At 67.7% G+C, this 19,606-nt stretch carries 19 protein-coding genes and 1 pseudogene; 8 read left to right on the top strand and 12 right to left on the bottom strand.

What is annotated here, in order from left to right; genetic code table 11:
- On the top strand, positions 1–113 hold a 113-nt coding region (locus tag VMD50_RS24765; protein ID WP_325431715.1), incomplete at its 5' end, for a hypothetical protein.
- A 176-nt stretch (positions 114–289) separates the two neighbouring features.
- Here the strand turns inward: VMD50_RS24765 and VMD50_RS24760 are convergent.
- From VMD50_RS24760 to VMD50_RS24745, 4 genes are all read right to left on the bottom strand, one after another.
- Entirely contained in the window at positions 290–1,459 is a 1,170-nt protein-coding gene (locus VMD50_RS24760; protein WP_325431707.1) for an aKG-HExxH-type peptide beta-hydroxylase, read from the bottom strand.
- Complete coding sequence (locus tag VMD50_RS24755) at positions 1,446–2,642, bottom strand: radical SAM protein (RefSeq protein ID WP_325431705.1); 1,197 nt, start codon at positions 2,640–2,642, stop codon at positions 1,446–1,448. Before VMD50_RS24755 ends, VMD50_RS24760 begins: the two co-directional genes overlap by 14 nt.
- The gene (locus tag VMD50_RS24750; RefSeq protein WP_325431703.1) at positions 2,639–2,839 is read right to left on the bottom strand and encodes a hypothetical protein; all 201 of its coding nucleotides are present in this window, start codon (positions 2,837–2,839) and stop codon (positions 2,639–2,641) included. Before VMD50_RS24750 ends, VMD50_RS24755 begins: the two co-directional genes overlap by 4 nt.
- Positions 2,840–3,073: 234 nt before the next feature.
- On the bottom strand, positions 3,074–4,156 hold the full coding sequence (locus tag VMD50_RS24745; RefSeq protein WP_325431701.1) for a Zn-dependent alcohol dehydrogenase: 1,083 nt from the start codon (positions 4,154–4,156) through the stop codon (positions 3,074–3,076).
- A 74-nt stretch (positions 4,157–4,230) separates the two neighbouring features.
- On the opposite strand from VMD50_RS24745, the gene VMD50_RS24740 reads away from it, so the two are divergent.
- The gene (locus VMD50_RS24740; protein WP_325431699.1) at positions 4,231–5,730 is read left to right on the top strand and encodes an aldehyde dehydrogenase family protein; all 1,500 of its coding nucleotides are present in this window, start codon (positions 4,231–4,233) and stop codon (positions 5,728–5,730) included.
- A gap of 196 nt (positions 5,731–5,926) precedes the next feature.
- Here VMD50_RS24740 and VMD50_RS24735 read toward each other — a convergent pair whose 3' ends face one another.
- Positions 5,927–6,406, bottom strand: a complete 480-nt coding sequence (locus VMD50_RS24735) for a CAP domain-containing protein (protein ID WP_325431713.1) — start codon at positions 6,404–6,406, stop codon at positions 5,927–5,929.
- Between the two features lie 253 nt (positions 6,407–6,659).
- Here VMD50_RS24735 and VMD50_RS24730 point away from each other — a divergent pair, with 253 nt between their 5' ends.
- Together VMD50_RS24730 and VMD50_RS24725 are read left to right on the top strand one after the other, a co-directional pair.
- Positions 6,660–8,240, top strand: a complete 1,581-nt coding sequence (locus tag VMD50_RS24730) for an LCP family protein (protein WP_325431697.1) — start codon at positions 6,660–6,662, stop codon at positions 8,238–8,240.
- A gap of 45 nt (positions 8,241–8,285) precedes the next feature.
- The gene (locus VMD50_RS24725; protein ID WP_414686163.1) at positions 8,286–9,833 is read left to right on the top strand and encodes a molybdopterin-dependent oxidoreductase; all 1,548 of its coding nucleotides are present in this window, start codon (positions 8,286–8,288) and stop codon (positions 9,831–9,833) included.
- A gap of 4 nt (positions 9,834–9,837) precedes the next feature.
- On the opposite strand, the gene VMD50_RS24720 is transcribed toward VMD50_RS24725, so the two are convergent.
- The 3 genes and pseudogenes from VMD50_RS24720 to VMD50_RS24710 form a co-directional block, all read right to left on the bottom strand.
- Positions 9,838–10,038, bottom strand: a complete 201-nt coding sequence (locus VMD50_RS24720) for a hypothetical protein (protein ID WP_325431695.1) — start codon at positions 10,036–10,038, stop codon at positions 9,838–9,840.
- A gap of 35 nt (positions 10,039–10,073) precedes the next feature.
- Positions 10,074–10,361: a hypothetical protein gene (locus VMD50_RS24715; protein ID WP_325431693.1), complete on the bottom strand. Its 288-nt coding sequence runs from the start codon at positions 10,359–10,361 to the stop codon at positions 10,074–10,076.
- A gap of 2 nt (positions 10,362–10,363) precedes the next feature.
- Positions 10,364–10,870: pseudogene (locus tag VMD50_RS24710) on the bottom strand (adenylate/guanylate cyclase domain-containing protein); the annotation flags it as partial.
- 297 nt (positions 10,871–11,167) lie between these two features.
- On the opposite strand from VMD50_RS24710, the gene VMD50_RS24705 reads away from it, so the two are divergent.
- The 4 genes from VMD50_RS24705 to VMD50_RS24690 all read left to right on the top strand — a co-directional run bounded on the left by VMD50_RS24705 (position 11,168) and on the right by VMD50_RS24690 (position 16,936).
- Positions 11,168–12,472 carry a cytochrome P450 gene (locus VMD50_RS24705; RefSeq protein ID WP_325431691.1) on the top strand — a complete coding sequence of 435 codons (1,305 nt, stop codon included), beginning with the start codon at positions 11,168–11,170 and terminating at the stop codon, positions 12,470–12,472.
- Positions 12,473–12,783: 311 nt separating this feature from the next.
- Positions 12,784–13,983 (top strand): amidohydrolase family protein, encoded by a 1,200-nt coding sequence (locus tag VMD50_RS24700; protein WP_325431689.1) that lies wholly within the window; start codon positions 12,784–12,786, stop codon positions 13,981–13,983.
- A gap of 20 nt (positions 13,984–14,003) precedes the next feature.
- Positions 14,004–15,725, top strand: coding sequence for an N-acyl-D-amino-acid deacylase family protein (locus VMD50_RS24695; protein ID WP_325431687.1), 1,722 nt, complete (start codon positions 14,004–14,006; stop codon positions 15,723–15,725).
- A complete protein-coding gene (locus VMD50_RS24690; protein ID WP_325431685.1) occupies positions 15,722–16,936 on the top strand; it encodes a cytochrome P450 in 1,215 nt (404 codons plus the stop codon). Before VMD50_RS24695 ends, VMD50_RS24690 begins: the two co-directional genes overlap by 4 nt.
- Before the next feature lie 8 nt (positions 16,937–16,944).
- Here the strand turns inward: VMD50_RS24690 and VMD50_RS24685 are convergent, their stop codons facing one another.
- The 4 genes from VMD50_RS24685 to VMD50_RS24670 form a co-directional block, all read right to left on the bottom strand.
- Positions 16,945–17,469: a TetR-like C-terminal domain-containing protein gene (locus tag VMD50_RS24685; protein ID WP_325431709.1), complete on the bottom strand. Its 525-nt coding sequence runs from the start codon at positions 17,467–17,469 to the stop codon at positions 16,945–16,947.
- 78 nt (positions 17,470–17,547) lie between these two features.
- Positions 17,548–18,657: a bifunctional RNase H/acid phosphatase gene (locus VMD50_RS24680; RefSeq protein ID WP_325431683.1), complete on the bottom strand. Its 1,110-nt coding sequence runs from the start codon at positions 18,655–18,657 to the stop codon at positions 17,548–17,550.
- Positions 18,654–19,391, bottom strand: coding sequence for a zinc ribbon domain-containing protein (locus tag VMD50_RS24675; protein ID WP_325431681.1), 738 nt, complete (start codon positions 19,389–19,391; stop codon positions 18,654–18,656). Before VMD50_RS24675 ends, VMD50_RS24680 begins: the two co-directional genes overlap by 4 nt.
- A partial coding sequence (locus VMD50_RS24670) for a Nif3-like dinuclear metal center hexameric protein (protein WP_325431678.1) occupies positions 19,388–19,606 on the bottom strand: 219 nt, incomplete at its 5' end. The genes VMD50_RS24670 and VMD50_RS24675, both read right to left, overlap by 4 nt.

The raw sequence follows: 19,606 nt of genomic DNA, 5'->3' as shown, positions 1-19,606 counted from the left end.
CCACCCAACCCTCACCCGCGGTGCCGCCGTGCCCCGGGCCCACCGGCGAACGCGCCGACTGGTGGTGGTACGAACCCTTCCAACCCCAACCACCACCCACCACCCACAACTAGGCTGGGTGAGCAGCACCGCATCGACGCTGAAAACACGTTGAGACATAAAGTATTTCGCTTGCGCTACCCGCTGCCATCAGATCGTGATCATCAACGCCGACCACCACGCCCGCACCAACACCCCCACTGACATGCCCACAAATCTGGGCCAAGTCGGGCCTAGAGTGCGTGGCCACCTATGAGATTGCCGACTGCAGTCTGTCCGCCAGAGGTGTATAGATCGCCAGACCGAGGTCTGTGAGGGCCGGGTTCCCGCGGAGCGGCTCGTCGAGATGCTCTACCTTCGACCGCATATCGGACAGGTTCTGTTCGACATAGCCCCCGTCATCGATATCAGCCTCCTGCAGGGCTTCGTAGAACAGCAGAATATTGGCGAAAGCGTGATATCCGATTAATATTCTGACGAGCGTTCGATATTTTTGTGCGGCGGCTGACCAATACAGTTTCGTATCACTGCCGTCATCGAAATCTCCGAACCAATTCACTATGTTGAAATACTGATGAGCGCACTCATGAATCAGGGTTTCCGCTATATCGAAAACCGAGGCTGGATATGACACATGAATAGTACCGGGCTGGGAGTTGGTGCTACCGCTTCTGATGCGCAACTGTGGCATTTTGACCGACACCAAGATAGCTCGAAGAACCTTTTCAACCCAGGGGGAATAGCCAAGCTCATCAAGGAGCTCCAAGCCCTCTTGAAAGAGCGCTATGACGTCCTTACCGATAATTTCGAGCGGTTGCAGGTCATCCACAAAAGCAGGCGCGTGTAATTCATCTGGCGGCGCTGAATCCGCGCTCAGCAGGCAGATGGCACGACCGATGCCAAAGGTCGGCACAACCGGCGCGTCGGACGAGTGCCAAAGACCGGTGGCGTCGTCCCACCGGCACTCGACCCAATTACGACCACGGCGCACAGCTATCTGTCGGTCTTTGCCCACGCTGTGGGCAACGACCTCCTCGACGCCGGTTAGCAGCAGGTGCTGCAGTCGCAAGGTCGTTGGCGCCAGATGCGCTTGCCAGCTGCCATCGTAGCCCGCCTCCGTGAGTCGCAGCGCCATCCGGATGGCCGCATCCGGGGGGCCGGCGTTTCCCGAAAGGGCGAGTTCAGCACGTCCGAAGGCCGAATCCCAGGCCGTCTCGAAGGATGGCGCGGCTGTACACCAATGGGTGATGAAGCCAACAAGACCAGCGCCGTGCTCGTCAAGTTCGTGATCGAATTCCCGGATGAGCGTGCGGGCCACTACCTGGCCGAAGGTTCCCGCGATGACATCGAGAACCCGGTGGTCGGTCGGATAGCCGAGAAGGCTGAATCCGCGGACCCACCTGAGTTCAGGCGTGAGCATCTGTTCTCTCCGATTCCGCCGACCGGTCCTCAACCCAAGCCGATAGCGGCAGGTCCCTACGCAGTGCGCGCATCATCGCCTCGGACAAGGAATACATCGCTTCGCAATACAGCGAAGGATTGTTGAAGTCCAGCCCGTCAAATCTGTGGGGCAGGTAGCCGCCACCGCAGCTGGCGAAATAGGGGCAATCCGTGCACTGCGCACAAGGCTGCTGTATCAGTTCGATGGAGTAGATCTCGGAGTGGCGATCCAATGGATGGTCGAAAATATTGATCGGGTCGCGGGAGAATCGGTCGCCGCACATCCGCAGCACGTCGTGTGCACCGATCGACCCGTCCGATTCGATGACACACAGTTCGCGCAGGTCACCGCCGAGTCCGTCGATTTGCGGCGGCGCGCCCATCAACCCCTGCATCATCAACTCGAAAAGACGTATCGATGGCGCCGGAGCCGGCATCGTGTACCACCTATCGAAGGCTTCAAGCAGAAAGCGCTGATATGGTTCGACGCCGATCCATCCCTCGGGTGGATTCGCCACATTGCCATCCGGGAGAAGAAGATCGAACGCCATTATTTCTTGCGACACGAACCAGTCGACAAGCTCGGCGCCGTTCATAGACGGATCGATCACGCACAGGCAACCACCGAAAGTATCGTCGAAAGGCTTGCCGAGGGATCGAAGATATCGCAGGTTTGAAAGCACAAGTTCGGTCGAGCCGGCGCCGGTCTTCCGCATGATCCGATGACGGTCAGCGATCGCCGGCGGCCCATCGACGCTGACGCCGAAGGAGATGTTATTGCGCTGGAAAAAGTTCAACCAGTCGGAATCGAGCAGCGTACCGTTTGTCTGCAATGTGAAGAATATCCTCACAGGCTCGGCACCTGCGCGGATAATGTCGATTAACCGCTGCATCCTCTCACGACCGAGTAGTAATGGTTCCCCGCCGTGGATTTCAACTGTGAACGAGCTGTCGCCGTAGCTTTGACAGTGCGCTTTGATTCGTGCAGCAAGCTGCCGCGAAATTCGTTCCGACAAGAATGCCGGTCGCGTCCGCCATGATTCGTCCCCCCGGTTGTACACGTAGCAATAGGTGCAGTCGAGGTTGCACCTCTGCGCGACTTTGAGTACTGCCTGGTTGACGTGTGCGCGTCCTGCGCTCTGCAGAGACGGCTCGTCCGTCATTCGGGCTTGATTTCCTTTTCCGCGAGGAGTGTGTTCTTGGCGTGAACGCTGTTGTGCTTGTCATGAGGCCCAATCGGGGTCGGTCCTCCTTCGTCCTCCAAGTTCTTAAGTCGTGTCGCAAGGTTGCGCAGGACATCGTTGTGGATGTTCTCAAGTTCTGCGTCGCTAACCTTCGACAGGTCGATGTGTTCCGTCATGATCCGCCCCTCCTAAGCTCGCCGCTACCGAAAAATCCGTTGCGTAGCTGAATACAGTACCGCCTTGCCTCGAAGGCTCAGGTTACTTTTCAGCAAAACCTAGTTGCCCGATGGGTTTTGCGTTCTTGGCACATAGGCACACCGCTCGGACCGTTAGATGACGGTTCGAACTGCGAATGCGTCGGTGCGGCAAACCCGGCCAGGCAACTCCGGTCCGCATGAGCAATTGAATCGCTACGCGAAGCAGACCACGCTGCGCGCGCCCCGGCCCACGGTCATGTCGGTGAACGCCGCCTCGACGTCGTCGATGCCGATCCGCCGCGTCACCAACGCTTCCAGGTCGAGCTTGCCGCGCTGGGCGAGGTCGGCGAGCACCGGGATGTCGCGCGCCGGGTCGCTGGCGCCGTAGACGCTGCCCTGGACCGTCTTGCCGTCGGCCATCAGCGACAGGGCGGGGAACGTCACCTCTTCCGCGATCCCGGCGGCGCCCACCAACGTGACCTTGCCGCCGCGGCGGGTGGCCTCGTAGGCCAACCGCATCGTGGCGGGCTTGCCCACCACCTCGATCCCGTGATCGACGCCGGCCCCGCCGGTGAGGTCGCGCACCGCGGCGACGAGGTCGACCTCGCCGGCGTCGACGGTGTCGGTCGCCCCGTTGGCCGCAGCGGCCGGAAGCTGGCCGGCCACCCGGTCGGCGGCGATGATCCGCGCCGCGCCTGCCAGCCGCGCCCCCTGGATGGCGGCCAAACCCACGCCGCCGCAGCCGATGACGAGCACGCTCTCCCCCGGCCGCACGGCCGCGGTGCGCATCACCGCGCCGACCCCGGTGGTGACGCCGCAACCCAGCAGCGCCGCGAGGTCGAGCGGCAGCGACTCGTCGACCGGCACCACCGCCGCGGCCGGCAGCAGCGTCTCCTCGGCCAGCGACCCGACGCCCATGCCCGGCCACACCGGGCCGCCGGCGCTTTCGGCGTAAGGGCCGCCGTAGGCGTGGTCATAGCCGTGCACGCACAGCTGAGCCTCGCCGCGCAGGCAATGCGGGCAGGAGCGGCAGGGCACATTCCATGTCAGCACAACGTGGTCGCCCGGACCGACCGTGGTGACGCCGGCGCCCACCTCGGCGACGATCCCGGCGCCCTCATGCCCCAGCGTCGACGGCAGCAGCGTCGGTATGGAGCCGTCGCGCAGCGACAGGTCGCTGTGGCACACGCCGCTGGCGCGCAGGCGTACCCGCACCTCGGTGTCGCCGAGGGGCCGCAGCGCGACCTCCTCCACCGCCGTGGGCCGCCCGACCTCGCGCAGCACTATGGCTTTCATGGGGCCCACACTGTGATGCACGTCATAGCGACCTACGATGGCTGGACAACCGCACCGGGTCAAGGGAGACGGGCATGACGGGATCAACGACGATCGCGCCGGACAGCCACACGGCGGGTGACGAGCCGGTGTTGACGATAGGCGGCGAGCCCCGGGCCGGCGCCGCCGGAAGCTACGCCGTGCACAACCCGGCGCGGCCGGCAGAGGTCGTCGGCCATGCCCCGGCCGCCGACCCCGCCCAGCTCGACGCCGCCGTGTCGGCGGCGAGGCGGGCGGCGCCCGGATGGCGGGCGCTGAGCGTCGCCGAGCGGGTCGCCGCTCTCACGGCCGCGGCGGCCGCCGCCGCCGAGCAGCTGGCCGCCCGCGACGGCGCGCGGCTGTACACCCGCGAGCACGGAAAGGTGCTGAGCGAGGCCAACTTCGAGATCAGCACCGGCCCCGGGCTGGCCGCGCTGATCGGGTCGATGGCCGAGGCGGCGGTGGCGCCCGAGCAGGTCGACCCGAACTCGCCCTACCCTCGGCTGCACCGGGAGCCGTTCGGCGTGGCCGCGCTGGTGCTCCCCTTCAACTGGCCGCTCGCGCTGACGATGACGAAGCTGGCGTCGGCGCTCACCGCGGGCAACACCGCCGTCGTCAAGGTGCCGCCCAGCTGTCCGCTGGCGGCGCTGCAGCTGGCCGGGGCGCTGGCCGCGGCGCTGTCGCCGGGCGTGGTCAACGTGCTGGCCGGCCCCGGCAGCGAGCTGGCCCAGGCGCTGGTCACCCACCCCGGCATCGACCTCATCTCGCTGACCGGCGGCGTCGCCACCGGGCGGGCCGTCATGGCGGCCGCCGCGCCGCGGCTGACCCCGGTGCTGCTCGAACTCGGCGGCAACGACGCCGCGATCATCGCCCCCGACATCGAGGTCACCGACGAACTGGTCGAGCGGCTGGTGACGGCGACCTACACCACCGGCGGTCAGGTCTGCATGGCGATCAAACGGCTGTACGCGCCCGCGGGACGGGTCGGCGAGCTGGCCGAGGCGGTTCTCGCGCGCTGCGACCGGGAGGTGATCGGCGACGGCCTCGCCGACGAGACCACGCTCGGCCCGCTGCACACCGCCGCCGGCCGCGACCGGGTCGCCGCGCTGGTCGGCGACGCCGAAGCCCGGGGCGCGACCGTGCGCACCGGCGGGCGGATCCGCGCGGAGGACGCCGACTCGGGTGGCTACTTCGCGCTGCCGACCGTCGTCACCGACCTGGCCGCCGACTCGCGCCTGGCCACCGAGGAGCAGTTCGGCCCGGTGCTGCCGATCTTCGGCTACGACAGCATCGAGGACGCCGTAACCGCCGCCAACGCAACGGAATTCGGCCTCACCGCGTCGGTCTGGACCGGTGACGACGCCCTGGCCGACCGGATCACCAGCGAGCTCGTCGCCGGCACGGTCAGCGTCAACTGCCACGGCCTGGCCGCCCAGGATCCGCGCCTGCCGTTCGGCGGCTGCGGCCAGTCCGGCCTCGGCCGCGAGCTCGGCGTCGACGGCATCCGCGCGTTCACCCAGCCGCGGACGTTCGTCCGGCACCCGGTGCCGCAGTAGGGTTTTGGGTGTGCGCTGACGGCTTTCGGTGTGCGATGCGGGCGGAAAATTCGTGAAATCTGCACCCCAGACTTACGCTGAAATCCCAGAACGCACACTGGTTGACGATCGACCAATATCAGCGGGATAGCCGGCCGTGCGGGGCGTAAGCATTGCGAAGGTGGCCGTATCCGAACAGCTTTGGGCCGCGTGAGTTTCACGGACCCGCGAAGTCCCCGACGGCGGTCATCTTGATGCCGTCCCAGGCGGTGGCGAAGCCGGCTGCGGTGAATGCGCAGTTGAGGATGATCCCTCGGTGCGGGGGACTCCCCATCCACGCGTCGAGCGCAGCGCCCGGAGTTGCGGCGGACCCGGTGCCCCAGTACACGATCTCACCGGTGTTGCTGGTCCTGGTGTAGCCCGCATCCGTGATACGCGCCTGTGGTGACGAGCCGTCCGAACCGACGTGGCCGTTCACACCGGTCTTCAGCATGTCGTCGGCATGCCGCTGCGCCGCCACTTTCAAACGCGGGTCGTCGCCGATCACCCCGCATGTCTGGCGCAGCCGGTTGATGCCGCCGTATATCGCGGTCCCTGAATTGTCTGCGCGCGCAGCAAAACCAGCAACTGCGCCAAGAGCCGTTACGAGGACAGTACAGATCGAGAAACCGGCGACGATCTTGACTTTACTCGTCATGCTGCCTCGTGCGACGCGCTCGCTTTGCCTTTTCAGCAAACAAACGCTACCCGCTTTCGACCATCAAAGGTCGAGAATCGCTCATTCGTTTGCCAGGCCGACCCGTGCAGCTCGCGATCCGGGGGGGTCGGCGTGCACGGTGATCACGGCCGACTGGCACGCGGGATCCGATGGCCGAGCCCGCGGCGGGCGACGTTCCGGCCTCGGCCAACACTGGCTTGAACCATGGTGACCTGGCTATTCTCGGCTGGTCATGACAGATGGAGCGGGCGGCGAGCGCCGACGTCGCCTCACCGGCCACCGGCTGGTTGTGCTCGGTGCCAAGGTGCCCGCCGCGCTGATATCGGTGGTGGTGCTTGCCGTCACCGGCATCGGATGGATCACCTATCGCGCCGCATCGGCCGGCATCACCACGTCCGAGGCGCTGTCCGGTGAACCCGCCTCGACCGGAAGCGATCAGAACATTTTGATCATGGGGCTGGACAGCCGGCGCGACCAACACGGCCGGCCGTTGCCGCCCGACATCTACGACGCGCTGCACGCGGGCGGTGAGGATGCCGGCGACGGCGATGCCGACGCGCTGATGGTGGTGCACCTGCCCGCCGGGGGTGCCCCGGCGACGGCGATCTCGATCCCCCGCGACGACTATGTCGAGCTAGCCGGGTGCCAGGGCTCGGATTGCCGCGGCAAGATCAAGCAGGCCTACAGCTTCGCCTATCAGCGCGTGATGGAATCCGATGCCTCCGCGACCGACGGCCAAGACCCCGCGGCGAAAGAACAGTCGGCCCGGGAGGCGGGGCGCAAAGCCGAGATCGGCACGGTCAGGCGGCTGCTGCAAATCCCGATCGACCATTTCATCGAGGTCACCCTGGGTGGGTTCTTTCAGATCGCCCGGGTGGTGGAACCCATCACGGTGTGCCTGAACGAGGACACAGCGGATCGCTACTACTCGGGCGCGGACTTTCATCAGGGCATCCAGCAGATCAGTGCGGTCCAGGCGATGGCGTTCGTGCGGCAGCGCCGCGACGCCAACGATGCGATGTTCACCGACCTCGATCGCAGCCGCCGCCAGCAGGCCTTCCTCGTCTCGGTGGTCAGTGCGCTCCGCCGGGGTGGGGCGTTGTCATCCCCCGGCCGGCTGCGCGCCCTACTCGACGTCGCAAGGCAAAACGTCGCCGTGGACGCGGGTTTCGACTTGGACGACTTGGTGCGCAACGCGTCGGCATTCCCCGACAGGCCGGTCGCGCTCTACACGCTGCCGGTCACGGATTTCGGCAAAATCTCCGACGGAGAAGATGTCAACTTCATCGACGTGTCCACCATCCGCTCCATCGTGCACAACCTGGTGGGCACCGATTCGCCCCCTACCGGCACCGTCGGCACGTCCGCGGAAACGGCCGAAGGTGGCGAGCTGGGGGCGGGCGGCGTCGCGCTCGACGTGGTCAACGCCTCGGGCCGGGAAGGCGAGGCCGCGCAGCTCGAAACGTCCTTGGCGACAGGGCGCTTCAGTAAGGGCAACGTCAGCACCGCCGACTCCACGAGCCGAACGAGCACCATCGCCTACGGGCCCGGCGCGAAAGCGGCCGCCGACGAGCTCGGCGATGAGTTCGGCATCACCGCCGTCGCATCCGACACCGTGGCCCGCAACACGGTGCGATTGACCGTCGGGACCGACTACTCCAGGTTCGACAGCCTCAGTCAGACGTCGGCGTCGCCGACCACGACGTCCGCGGCCCCCGTCACCACGGTGCCGGCCACCGGTACCGGCACGCAAGAACCGGCACCCACCGACCTCACCCGCATGGCCGCCGACGGCATTCCCTGCGTGAAATGACAACGGCCCCAAGGCTTGGCCGGCGAACGCGGGTACAGTGGTTCGATGGTCGTCGCCCCGTCCAATGAGCGGATGCTCGCCGGGGTCGCGGCCGCGTCCGTCTCGCTCGGGGTAGCCCAGCTCGTGGGCATCCCGTTCGGTGCACAGGCCGATGCCCTTGCCGCCATCGGCTCGGTGGCCGTCGACCTGACACCGGCACCGGTCAAAGAGTGGGGGATTCAGACCCTCGGCTCTCTGGACAAACTCTTCGTGGCCGTCGTGGTGCTCGTGGCGATCGCTACGATCGCCGCCATCGCCGGAACCCTCGAGACTCGGCGCCGCCCGCTTGGCAGCTCCGCGATCGGCGCGGCGGGCGTGCTCGGGTGCGTTGCGGTCCTGTCGCGGCAGGGTGCGACGGCACTCGACACGATCCCCACCATCGCGGGTGCCGCCTGCGGCGTGGCGACCCTTCGCTTGCTCACCCGCCGGTTCCTGCCGGGCCCGGAAGACCCGGAAGGCGGGGCCGACCACGACGAGCCTGACGCCGGCAGGCGCAGGTTGGTCACGTTGGGATTGCTGGGATTCGGAGTGGTGACCGGCGTGGCAGGCGCGGTCGTCACGCGGTTGGTGCATTCGGTGGCCGCCGACCGCAACAACGTCACGCTTCCCCGGCCGCGAGCATCGTCGCCGCCAATACCCGCTGATGTGCAACCGAAAGGCCTTGCGCTGCCAAGTTTTATCACCCCCAGCGCAGACTTTTACCGGGTAGACACCGCACTGGTTGTTCCCCAACTCGGCCACCGCGACTGGCGGCTGCGCATTCACGGCATGGTGGACCACGAAGCCACCTACGGCTTCGACGACCTCGCCCGCTTCGACGTCGTCGAAACGGTGACGACGTTGACCTGCGTGTCGAATCCCGTTGGGGGCGAGCTGATTTCGACAGGTATCTGGACGGGCTACCGGCTGGCCGATCTGCTGGCGGTGGCCGCGGTGCACCCGGATGCCGACATGATGCTCTCGACGTCGACCGACGGGTTCACCGCCGGCACGCCGGTGCATGCGCTCACCGACGGCCGCGACGCGATTCTGGCCCTCGGCCTCAACGGTCAGCCGCTGCCGATCGAGCACGGCTACCCGGCCCGGCTCGTGGTACCCGGGCTGTACGGGTACGTGTCGGCCACCAAGTGGGTCGTCGATCTGGAGCTGACCCGCTTCGACCGAGCACAGGCGTACTGGACGCGGCAGGGCTGGGCACCGCGGGCGCCCATCAAGACGCAGTCGCGAATCGACGTACCGAAAGGCGGCCAGAGGGTGCCGACGGGGCCCGTGGTGTTCGGCGGTGTCGCATGGGCACAGAATCGCGGCGTGCGCGCGGTGGAAGTCCTCATCGACGATGGCGGGTGGCAGCCCGCCCAGCAGGGCGCGAGCTATTCCAATGAGACGTGGCGGTTGTGGAGCTTTCCCTGGCAGGCGAAAAGCCCTGGGAAACACACCATCACCGTGCGCGCCACCGACAACACCGGAGCCACCCAAACGGCGGACCGGGCCGGTCCCGTGCCAGACGGCGCCACCGGCTGCCACACGGTCGACTTCACCGTGGTGGAGGCATGAAGCATTACTTCGACGAGAGCTTTCGCCAGCTGAATACCGCGATCGCGATGCCGATCAGCACCGTGATCGGACCGACGATGGACCAGGTCGTGGTGTTGCTCATCGGGCTACCACCAAGCACTCCGAATCCCTGGAGTGCCCAGATCAGACCGAACAGCGCGACGATCAACCCGAACGCGAGCGTAACGACGAATGTCCTTCTCATAGAGCGATGCTAGGACGTCGCGCCTTGCCCGGCGCCTATCGCGCGGTACGTATGACAAAGGAGTCCGTGCTCTCGTCGTAACCGACGGTTTCGTCCACGAACAGTTCGCCGACCGTGTGGCCGTCCTCAGCAACGGCGATGAAGGTCGCTTCCTCCTGGTCGTATGTCACCGATCCCTGCACGAACATCGCCGCGACCTCGTGCCCATCGGCTCTGAAAACGACCAGCTTGAGGCCTCCGGCATCCTTGACGTACTGCGCAGCTTCGGCACGCGTCCTGATCATCGCTGGGATTCCTTTCTGCTGGTGCTTGGTTGCCTTCATCGCATCGCCTCGTCGAGGATCCCGCTGACGGTCGCGAGTCCCCATGAGCGCCCGGCACCGATCAGCTTCTTCCCACCTTTGATCTGAACTCGTTCGGGTTCGACGAGGACGGCGACGTTTCCCACCAACTTGGCCGTCGAATCGCTCAGCATCACCCCATCCGGTGGTGCCACCGCCTCCATCCGTTGAGCCATGCCAACTTGGCCACCGATTGCCGTGTATCCCTTTGGCCCCGAACCGAGCTCACCGGCTATCACCTGGCCCGAATTGAGGCCCACCCTCAATCGCAGGCTTACGTGGTCAAGATTTCGGATGTCGACAGCAAGCCGCTGCGCCGCTCGCTGAAGGCCCATGGCCGCCATCCAGGGACGAATGGCGTGGTCCTCCAACGCCACCGGCGCACCGAACACGGCCATGATGCCGTCGCCGGTGAACTTGTCCACCGTGCCGCCGTAGCGCTGCACCACCATGACTCCGCGGTCAACGGGATCGGCCATGATCTCTCGTACCGTTCCGCACGACCTACAGGAGAGGCCCGGGGCGGTCGGTGCACCGCTACCATCGCCGTCGTTGTCCACCTCAGCATCGTGTCACCGCTGACCAGCAATATCCGTATATCGCCGGGTTCTCTTCACGAATATTGAGGCTGTTATGGTCGCGTTTTCTCCGATCGTCGTGCCGGGAGCAGGCAGGTCGAGGCCAAGCACGGGTACCGGAAGTGAGGTAGTCGTCTACGCATGTGATGCGGGGCCGGGCCACCAAGACTTGGTGAGGAAGTGCTTCACGGACGGCCTCGGGAGACCACCATGACCATCGCGATCGACGCGCCGAACTGCCCGAGCGTCTTTGCTGCCGGGTTACCGACCGTTGACTATGAGCATTGCCAGAGCCCCGACGAGGCCCACGACATCATCGACGGGGCGCGATGCCGGGCGCCCATTGCGATCGGGCCGCACGGGCCGGAGCTGCTGACCTATGAATTGGTGCGAACCGTGCTGCGTGACCCACGATTCCGCCTGCCGCAAGGCATGTTCCTCGCCTCCCAGGGCATCACCAGTGGCCCACTGTGGGAGCGGGTCGCGACGAACCTGATCAGTCTCGACGGTCCCGAGCACCACCGGCTGCGCCGACTGGTGTCCAAAGCCTTCACACCGCGAGCCACCGCGCGGCTGCGCTCGACGATCATCCAGGTGATCACCGAACTGGTGGATCGCCACAGCGCGACGGGGGGCTGCGAGGTGGTCACCGACATCGCCCGCCAATTCCCGATCCCGATCATCTGCGCACTCTTGGGCGCCCCGGCCGAGGATTGGAAGCTGTTCTCGGACTGGACCGACGACATCTTCAAGGCCTTCAGCTGGGACGTCGCCGCCCATGAACGGGCCATCTTGGCTGCGTGGGAGGAACTCGACGCCTACATCGACGATATGGTCGCCCAGCGGCGGCACGGGCTGACCGACGACCTGATCTCCGAGCTGATCCGCGCCGAGGACGACGGCGATCGCCTCAGCGCCGACGACCTGCGGATGCTCGCGGCGGGGTTGCTGATGGCCGGCACCGACACCACCCGCAACCAGCTGGCCGCCTCGGTGCACGTGCTGGTCGACCACCCCGACCAATGGGCCTTGCTGGCCGAGCATCCGGAGCTCGCCGCCAACGCGGTCGAAGAGACGATGCGGCACTCACCGATCGCAGCCGGCACGCTCCGCACCGCCCGCGAGGACGTCCAAATCGACGGGGTCATGATCCCCGCCGGCACCCTGGTAATCGCCAACACCGCCGCGGCGAACCGCGACCCCGCCGTCTTCGACGACCCCCACCGCCTGGACATCACGCGCAGAGGAGCGCCGGCGATGCAGACGTTCGGGGCGGGCTTGCACTACTGCCTCGGCGCGAACCTGGCTCGACTCGAGCTCGCCGAAGCCCTGGTGGTCATGACGCGGCGCATGCCCAACGCGCGCCGCACCGGCCCCGCCCCGTGGAAGCCGCTCACCGGCATCAGCGGACCGGTCACGCTGCCGATCGAATTTGACCCCGACCTGGCAGGAGTAGCCCGCGTCATGGCATCGCCTCAGCGCACTTCACGTGGCCCAGAAATCCTAGCCTGGTAGCGATCTCGCGGTAGCGATCTCGGAGGCTGCCGTAGGCAAAGTCTTTGTCCGCCTGATAGCGACAACCTCGATACGCTTGGCGGGCAATGCTTTTGGGAGGGCGGCGGCGATCCGTGGTGCCTACGCCGCCCACCTCCGACAAGTTGTCGCTCGAAGGTGGGCAAAAGGTGGGGTGCCTCCCGGGCTGGGACCAATGTTGCAGATGCGACCCGAGACGAAGATGGGGCGGCCTACGGCGATCTTTGCATTGATTGCATAGATAGCGCTAAAAGGGATTGACACGGCCGGAAAACCGACGATAGTCGTCACGTATGGCGCTGCTGCCAGACCCTGACCCCCGGCAGCGACAGCACGTCGTGATCTCGGTCGACGACCACGTCATCGAGCCGCCCGACATGTTCGTGGGGCGGCTTCCCGCCGCGCTGGCCGAACGGGCCCCAAAGGTCGTCGAGACCGAGGACGGCCGGCAGGTGTGGCGCTACGAGGGCCGCGAGTACCCCAACATCGGCCTCAACGCGGTGATCGGCCGGCCCCGCGAGGAATGGAGCATGGAGGCCGCCCGGTTCGACGAAATGCGGCCCGGCTGTTGGGATATCGATGCGCGGATCGACGACATGGACCTCGCCGGCATCTGGGCATCGGTCAACTTCCCGTCCCTGATCGCCGGGTTTGCCGGGACCGTTTTCTGGAAGAGCGACGACCTGGAACTGGGGCTGGCCACGCTGCGCGCCTGGAACGACTGGCACCTCGAGGTGTGGGCCGGCAGCTACCCGGACCGGATCATCCCGCTGCAGCTACCCTGGCTCGCCGACCCGCAGCTGGCCCCCGACGAGATACGCCGCAACGCCGCGCGCGGCTTCAAGGCGGTGAGCTTTCCCGAGCTGCCCGCCCAATGCGGACTCCCGAGCCTGCACAGCGGCGCGTGGGAGCCGTTCTTCGCCGCCTGCGAGGAGACCGCCACGGTGGTATGCCTGCACACCGGTTCGGCGCAGTGGGCGCCAATCCCCGCCCCGGACACGCCATTTGAGACCATCACCACCCTGTTCCCGGCGAACGGCCTGGTGGCCTGCGCCGACATGCTGTGGTCGGGCGTCCCGGTGCGGTATCCGAAGCTGAACATCACGCTGGCCGAGGGCGGGCTGGGCTGGGCGGCCATGCTCGGCGACCGCGCCGATTACGTTCTGGCGCACTCCGCTTCGGGCCACGAGGGCGGCGCGTGGAAGAGCGACCTGCTGCCCAGCGAGGTGCTGCGGCGCAACTTCTGGTTCTGCTCGATCGACGACCCGCACGCGTTCGACGCGCTCGACGCGATCGGGGCCGACCGCATCCTCGTCGAAAGCGACTACCCGCACGCCGACTCGACCTGGCCCGACACCCAAAAGGTGGTGGCGCGCAACGTCGCCGGCCTGCCGGCGGAGGATGCGGCCCGGATCACCCACCGCAACGCGGCTCAGCTGTTCCGCCACCCGCTGCCGGACAAGGGGTGGCTGGCCACTTCGGCCACTGGATAGTAAAGGGCGTAGGAGGCCTCATGCTCGACCTGCTCATCCGCGACGCCGAGATCGTCGACGGCACCGGCGCGCCCGCCCGTCACGGCGACGTCGGCGTCAGCGACGGACGGATCGTCGCGGTCGGCCGCGTCGACGACCCCGCCTCGAAAACGATTGAGGCCCAGGGTCAAACGCTGGCACCGGGCTTCGTCGACCTGCACACCCATTACGACGCGCAGCTGTTCTGGGACCCGACCGCGAGCCCGTCGGTGCAACACGGCGTCACCACGGTCTTCGGCGGCAACTGTGGCTTCACGCTGGCGCCCGCGGCCTCCGAGCAGCACGACTACCTCACCCGGATGCTGGCGCGGGTGGAGGGGATGCCGCTCGACGCGCTGCGCGCCGGCCTCGACTGGGGCTGGGCGTCGTTCGCTGACTGGCTGAACCGCCTTGAAAACCGCATCGCCGTCAATGCCGGCTTCCTGGTGGGTCATTCGGCGTTGCGGCTGGCCGCGATGGGCGGCGACGCCGTCGGCGGCGAGGCCACCCCGGAACACCTCGAAAAGATGCTCGCGGTGCTGCACGATGCGCTGGGCGCCGGTGCGCTCGGGCTGTCAACGAGCCAGTCGCCGACCCACAACGACGGATCCGGCCAGCCGGTGCCGTCCCGCAGCGCATCGAAGGAAGAACTGGTGACGTTGGCGGGCGCTCTCCGCGACCATCCCGGCACCACGCTCGAGGCGATCATCGCCGGTTGCCTGTCGGGCTTCACCGACGAGGACATCGCCCTGCTCACCGACATGTCCGTGGCCGCCGGCCGGCCGCTGAACTGGAACCTCTTGGGCGTCTCGGCGGCCAACCCCGCCGGGCATGAGCGGCAGCTGCGCGCCTACGAAGCCTCCGCGCAGCGCGGGGGCCGGGTGGTGGCGCTCACGCTGCCGCAGGCCATGAAGATCCGGTTGTCGTTTTTGTCCGGCTTCGTGCTCGACGGGCTGCCGGGCTGGCGCGACACGATGCACCTGCCCGTGCCCGAGCGACTGAAGGCCCTCGCCGATCCGGACGTGCGCCGACGCCTCGCCGAGGGCGCCGCCTCGAAGGAGGCGGGCATGCTGCGCGGTCTGGCGCAATGGGACCGGCTGGTCATCGTCGAGACGTTCGCCCCCGAGAACGCCGACGCGACGGGCCGCAGCGTCGGCGAGGTCGCCGCCGCGCGGGGTGGCGAGCCCTTCGACACGCTGCTGGACGTCGTGATCGCCGACGAGCTGCGCACCGGCGCGTCCCCGCCGCTGAACGGCGACGACGCCGCCGACTGGAAAATGCGCGCGGAGGTGTGGCGGCACCCGGGCGCGGTGATCGGCGGATCGGACGCGGGCGCGCACCTCGACATGATGTGCGGCGCGGTCTACACGACAGCGCTGCTGAGCAGGGGCGTCCGCGAGCACCAGGTCGTGACGCTCGAGGAAGCCGTCCGGCTGATCACCGACGTGCCGGCGCGGTTCTACGGGCTGACCGAACGCGGCCGGATCCGGCCCGGCTGGCACGCCGACCTCGTCCTGTTCGACCCGGCCACCGTCGACCACGGCCCGGAGCGCACGCGCTACGACCTGCCGTCGGGCGCGCCCCGGTTGGTCGCCGACGCCGTAGGGATCACTTCGGTGCTGGTCGGCGGTGTCGAGGTGTGCCGTGACGGTGCCGCCACCGGCGCCCTGCCCGGCTCCGTGCTGCGGTCGGGCCGGGACACCGAGACGGTCTCGGTTTCGTGAACCCCGCGACCGGGGAGTTCGACCCGTCCGACCTGCAGGGCGGGCTGCTCATGCAGGTCGAGAACGTGCACGAGCGGCTGCGCGAGGCGCGGGCCCGCCAGCGGGTGATGGTGGGAAATCCCTTCACCGAGGTCAGCGCCGGGCAGGTCGGCGACCTCGGGGTGACGGTGCTCGGGTACGACGAGTGCCAGACCGTGCTCACCCACCCCGACGCCTTTTCGTCGTCGATCTACGACCAGATCATGGGCCCGGTCATGGGCCGCACCCTGCTCGAACTCGAGGGTGCCGAGCATCGCGCCAGCCGTGCGCTGGTGTCGCCGTCGTTCCGCACGGCGCTGCTCGAGCGCTGGCGCGCCGAACTGGTCGAGGTGGTCGTCCACGAGCTCATCGACCGGTTCGCGCCGCGCGGACGAGCCGAGCTGGCCCGCGAGTTCACCTTCGCGTTTCCGGTCCAGGTCATCGCGCGGATCATGGGCCTGCCGCGGCAGGATTACCCGCGCTTCCAGCGGCTGTCGATCGAGTTGCTCAACGTGGTCTACGACTGGGACCGCGGCATCGCGGCATCCGCGGAGCTGAAGGCCTACCTCGCGGAGATACTGGCGCAACGGCGGCGTCGTCCGCAGGACGATCTGATCAGCACGCTGGCGGAGTCGCAGATCGACGGCGCGCGCCTGACCGACGACGAGATCTTCGCGTTCTTGCTGCTGATCCTGCCCGCCGGCGTCGAGACGACTTATCGCGCGTCGGGCAACCTGCTGGTCGCCCTGCTCACCGAGCCGGCGCTGCTCGACGCGCTGCGGTCCGACCGCGGCCTGCTGCGCGGCGCCTTCGAGGAGGCGTTGCGCTGGGAGCCGCCGATCACCACGGTGGTGCGACGGGCGGTGCGCGACGGCAAGCTCGGCGGGGTCGCGATCCCGGCGGGCACCAACGTCAGCGTCAGCGTCGCGGCCGCCAATCGCGACCCGGCGCGCTACCCGGACCCGGACCGCTTCGACCCCACCCGCAAGAACATCGCCCACCTGACCTTCGGCGGCGGCCCGCACCTGTGCCTGGGCATGCACCTGGCGCGGATGGAGGGAACGGTGGCGATCAACGCGCTTCTCGACCGGCTGGCGGACCTGCGGCTCGACCCGACCGCACCGGCACCGCACGTGGTCGGCGTGGCGTTCCGCTCGCCGGCGGCGCTGCCGGTCGAGTTCACCGCGGCTTGAGCGCGGCGCTATTTGCGGACGAGCGCATGCCATGCCATGTCGGCAATGGCCGCGCAGTACCCGTCGTCAATGGGCTCATCGGAGAAGATGGCACGAATGTTCAGCGGCGCCAGCACGACCAGCACCGCCGCCAGTGTGTTCACGCCGTCGCGCAACTCGCCGCGCTCCCTGGCCCGATCCACGACCGCTCGCACCACGTTGAAGCGCGCCGCCCAGAATATCGCCCGGGTTTCTTCGTCGTGGTGTCCAGGGCGGTCCATCATCACCGCCCGCACCATGGTGCGGCCAACGTCGGTATTGAGCCGATCGGTCAAGGCCCGGGACAACGCAAAGAGGTCTCCGCGCAGTGAGCCCGTGTCCGCCACCGAACTCACCGTCTCGACGTCGGCGATGGCCGCATCAACGATGAGTCGCTGTCGATCGCCCCAGTACCGGTAGATCATCGCCGCATCGAGGCGGTGGCGCTCCGCCATGGCCTCGACGCTGAACCGCTCGACCCCCCAGCGGGCCAATTCGTCGATCACTGCCGGCATCACCCGCTCCCGGATGTCCGCGGGAACGGCTTCGTCGGGTCGCCGAGACGGCTGCATCGATCGCCCCCTTGTGCCCGCCTACAGATAGGCCGTCTGGTTCACCAGCCGCACCGACGAGGCCCCATCCAAGTAAAACTCTGCGATGCTCAACGATGCCAGGTCAAGGTGCAGCCGGTACAGAATCCCCGGTCCGGCGTCCAGCGCCAGCCGCAGCAGCATCTTGATCGGGGTCACGTGCGATACCACCAGCACAGTCGCGCCTTGGTGCGCGGCGATGACCCGTTCGCGCGCCCTGAGCACCCGATCGAGCACCGCGTCGAAGCTTTCACCGCCCGGCGGCGTGGTGCCGGTGTCACGCAGCCAGCGGCGATGAAGTTCCGGATCGCGCTCCGCCGCTTCGGCGAACGTCAATCCCTCCCAAGCCCCGAAATCGGTCTCGATCAAGTCCTCGTCGACGGTCACGTCCAGCCCCAGCGCCTTGGCGGCGGTCGCCGCGGTGTCGTAGGCGCGCTGCAGGGGTGACGAGATCACCGCGGCGATCCCGCCCCGCTGCGCCATGTAGCGCGCCGCGGCCCCGGCCTGCTGCCGCCCGGCGTCGGTCAGCGCCGGATTGCCGCGCCCGGAGTAGCGGCGCTGCGCCGACAACTCGGTCTGCCCGTGCCGCAGCAACAGCAGCCGGGTCGGGGAGCCGCGCGCGCCGGTCCATCCGGGCGACGTCTTGGCCTCGGCCGCTGCGGTTTTCGCTGGCTCGGCGACCGGCGGATCGGAGTTCTCGACATCAGCGCGGGCCGCGGCGTCCATCGCCTCGTTGGCCAACCGATCGGCGTGCGAGTTTCGGTCTCGCGGAATCCACCGGTAGCCGATCCGGTCGAAACGCGATGCCAGGTCGCGGGCTTGGGCGTGGAGTTTGACGAGGTCGGGATGCTTGACCTTCCACCGCCCGGACATCTGCTCGACCAGCAGCTTGGAATCCAGGAAGACCTCTGCCTCGGTGGCGCCCGCCCGCAGGGCGTCGTCCAAACCCGCTATCAGCCCCCGGTATTCGGCGACGTTGTTGGTCGCGATGCCGATGGCCTGCTTGGCCTCGGCCAGCACCGTGGAGCCGTCCGCGCTGCGCACCACCGCGCCGTACCCGGCCGGCCCGGGGTTGCCGCGCGATCCGCCATCGGCTTCGATGACGACCTTCACTTCTCGAATCCCTTGACCCGCAACAGGATTGCGCCGCATTCCGGGCAACGCACCAGCTCGTCCTCGGGAGCGGCCGAAATGCGGGACAGCTCGCCGCGGCCGATCTCGATCCGGCACGCCCCGCACCGATGCCCGAGCAGTGGGCCGGCACCCGGCCCTCCGCTGGCGCGCTGGCGCTCGTAGAGGGCGGACAGGGCGGGATCCAGCGCCGCGGACAGCGTGTCGCGCCGCGACGAATGGGCCTGGCGGGCCTCGTCGATCTCGGCGACCGCGGCGTCGAGGGCCCGCTGGGCGTCGGCCAGCTCGGACTGCAGCGCCTCGACCGCGCCCTCCTCGGAGGCCAGCTGGGCCTGCAGCTCCTCGCGGCGCTCCATCACCTCCAGCAGGGAATCCTCCAGGCTGGTTTGGCGCCGCAGCAGGGTCTCCAGCTCGTGCTGTAGGTCCGACAGTTGCTTGGCATCCGTGGCACCCGATTTGAGCAGCGAGCGGTCCCGGTCTTCGCGCTGCCGCACCGCCTCGATCTCCGCCTCGAATCGCGCCACCTGGGCGTCCAGGTCCTCGAGGGCGATCCGCAGCGCGCCCAGCCGGTCGCCGGCGGCGTTGCACTCGGTCCGGATTCGATCGACGGCCTCTTGCTGCGGCAGATGGGTGGCCCGGTGCGCGATGCGCGACAGCTCCGCATCCAGCTTCGACAATTCGAGCAGCGAAAGTTGCTGTGAAACCTCGGCTTTCATGGCCGTCCTCCCCCGTCGTCGCAACCCAGATCCCAAGGGTCGGTGCGGATGGTGCACACGCGCACGGGCAGCGACGACCCGAAACGCGACCGCAGCACGTCGGCGGCCTGCTCGCACCAGGGGAATTCGCTCGCCCAGTGCGCCACGTCGACGAGGGCCACACCCGAGGCGCGGCGGTGCTCGTCGGCCGGATGGTGCCGCAGATCGGCCGTGAC

The organism is Mycobacterium sp. (genome assembly GCF_035506235.1).
Taxonomy (GTDB): domain Bacteria; phylum Actinomycetota; class Actinomycetes; order Mycobacteriales; family Mycobacteriaceae; genus Mycobacterium.
Note: the sequence above shows the minus strand (reverse complement) of the source record. Positions and strands in the feature narration are given on the sequence as shown.

Excerpts from the sequence above, each read along its gene's own strand:
- VMD50_RS24760 (WP_325431707.1), bottom strand. The coding sequence starts at position 1,459 with ATGCTCACGCCTGAACTCAGGTGGGTCCGCGGATTCAGCCTTCTCGGC.
- VMD50_RS24755 (WP_325431705.1), bottom strand. The coding sequence starts at position 2,642 with ATGACGGACGAGCCGTCTCTGCAGAGCGCAGGACGCGCACACGTCAAC.
- VMD50_RS24750 (WP_325431703.1), bottom strand. The coding sequence starts at position 2,839 with ATGACGGAACACATCGACCTGTCGAAGGTTAGCGACGCAGAACTTGAG.
- VMD50_RS24745 (WP_325431701.1), bottom strand. The coding sequence starts at position 4,156 with ATGAAAGCCATAGTGCTGCGCGAGGTCGGGCGGCCCACGGCGGTGGAG.
- VMD50_RS24740 (WP_325431699.1), top strand. The coding sequence starts at position 4,231 with ATGACGGGATCAACGACGATCGCGCCGGACAGCCACACGGCGGGTGAC.
- VMD50_RS24735 (WP_325431713.1), bottom strand. The coding sequence starts at position 6,406 with ATGACGAGTAAAGTCAAGATCGTCGCCGGTTTCTCGATCTGTACTGTC.
- VMD50_RS24730 (WP_325431697.1), top strand. The coding sequence starts at position 6,660 with ATGACAGATGGAGCGGGCGGCGAGCGCCGACGTCGCCTCACCGGCCAC.
- VMD50_RS24725 (WP_414686163.1), top strand. The coding sequence starts at position 8,286 with ATGGTCGTCGCCCCGTCCAATGAGCGGATGCTCGCCGGGGTCGCGGCC.
- VMD50_RS24720 (WP_325431695.1), bottom strand. The coding sequence starts at position 10,038 with ATGAGAAGGACATTCGTCGTTACGCTCGCGTTCGGGTTGATCGTCGCG.
- VMD50_RS24715 (WP_325431693.1), bottom strand. The coding sequence starts at position 10,361 with ATGAAGGCAACCAAGCACCAGCAGAAAGGAATCCCAGCGATGATCAGG.
- VMD50_RS24705 (WP_325431691.1), top strand. The coding sequence starts at position 11,168 with ATGACCATCGCGATCGACGCGCCGAACTGCCCGAGCGTCTTTGCTGCC.
- VMD50_RS24700 (WP_325431689.1), top strand. The coding sequence starts at position 12,784 with ATGGCGCTGCTGCCAGACCCTGACCCCCGGCAGCGACAGCACGTCGTG.
- VMD50_RS24695 (WP_325431687.1), top strand. The coding sequence starts at position 14,004 with ATGCTCGACCTGCTCATCCGCGACGCCGAGATCGTCGACGGCACCGGC.
- VMD50_RS24685 (WP_325431709.1), bottom strand. The coding sequence starts at position 17,469 with ATGCCGGCAGTGATCGACGAATTGGCCCGCTGGGGGGTCGAGCGGTTC.
- VMD50_RS24675 (WP_325431681.1), bottom strand. The coding sequence starts at position 19,391 with ATGAAAGCCGAGGTTTCACAGCAACTTTCGCTGCTCGAATTGTCGAAG.